The 992-nt window shown below is 64.6% G+C and carries 1 protein-coding gene; it reads right to left on the reverse strand.

Annotated features, from left to right (window positions below; all coding sequences use genetic code 11):
* On the reverse strand, positions 1–992 hold a 992-nt coding region (locus SAS01S_RS21975), incomplete at both ends, for a 1-deoxy-D-xylulose-5-phosphate synthase N-terminal domain-containing protein (RefSeq protein WP_157082955.1).

The raw sequence follows: 992 nt of genomic DNA on the forward strand, positions 1-992 counted from the left end.
CGGCGGATCAGCTCCTCATCGAGCGGTTTGGCGAAGCGCAAATCGGCGACGGTTGTCGACAGCCCCTTGGCGTCGAGCGCGTCGGCCGCCTTGAGTGCCTCCTGCAATCGCGTACCGAGCGACAATATCGCTACCTTCTTGCCCTCGCGCACGATCCGTCCCTTGCCGATCTCGAGCCGCTCGGGCGTTTCGGGAAGGTCGACCCCAACCCCGTTGCCGCGCGGATAGCGCACCGCGATCGGTCCGGTGTCGTGGAGCGCCGCGGTGTGCGTCATATGCACTAGCTCGGCTTCGTCAGCCGCGGCCATCACGATAAAATTGGGTAAGGTCGCGAGATAAGTGACGTCGAAGCTGCCGGCATGGGTCGCGCCATCGGCACCGACCAGGCCGGCGCGGTCGATCGCGAAGCGCACCGGCAGGTTCTGGATCGCGACATCGTGAACGACCTGATCGTAGGCCCGCTGCAGGAACGTCGAATAGATCGCGCAGAACGGCCGCATGCCTTGCGCCGCCAAGCCGGCGGCAAAGGTCACCGCATGCTGTTCGGCGATACCGACATCGAAGGTGCGGTCAGGGAACGCCTTGGCGAACCGGTCGATGCCGGTGCCCGAGGGCATGGCAGCGGTGATCGCGACGATGGTCGGATCGCGTTCCGCGTCCTTGATCAGCTGATCGGCGAAGACGTTCTGATAGGCAGGCGGGCCCGGCGGCGCCTTGGCCTGGGCGCCAGTGATGACGTCGAACTTCTGGACGCCATGATATTTGTCCGCCGCTGCCTCGGCCGGGCCATAGCCCTTGCCCTTCTTGGTCACGACATGGACCAGGATCGGGCCATGCTCGCTGTCGCGGACATTCTCCAGCACCGGGATCAGATGGTCGAGATTATGCCCGTCGATCGGCCCGACATAATAAAAGCCCAGCTCCTCGAACAACGTGCCCCCGGTGACCCAGCCGCGAGTCAGTTCCTCGGCCTTTTGCGCGGCATTGTGGAC

Source organism: Sphingomonas asaccharolytica NBRC 15499 (assembly GCF_001598355.1).
Taxonomy (GTDB): domain Bacteria; phylum Pseudomonadota; class Alphaproteobacteria; order Sphingomonadales; family Sphingomonadaceae; genus Sphingomonas; species Sphingomonas asaccharolytica.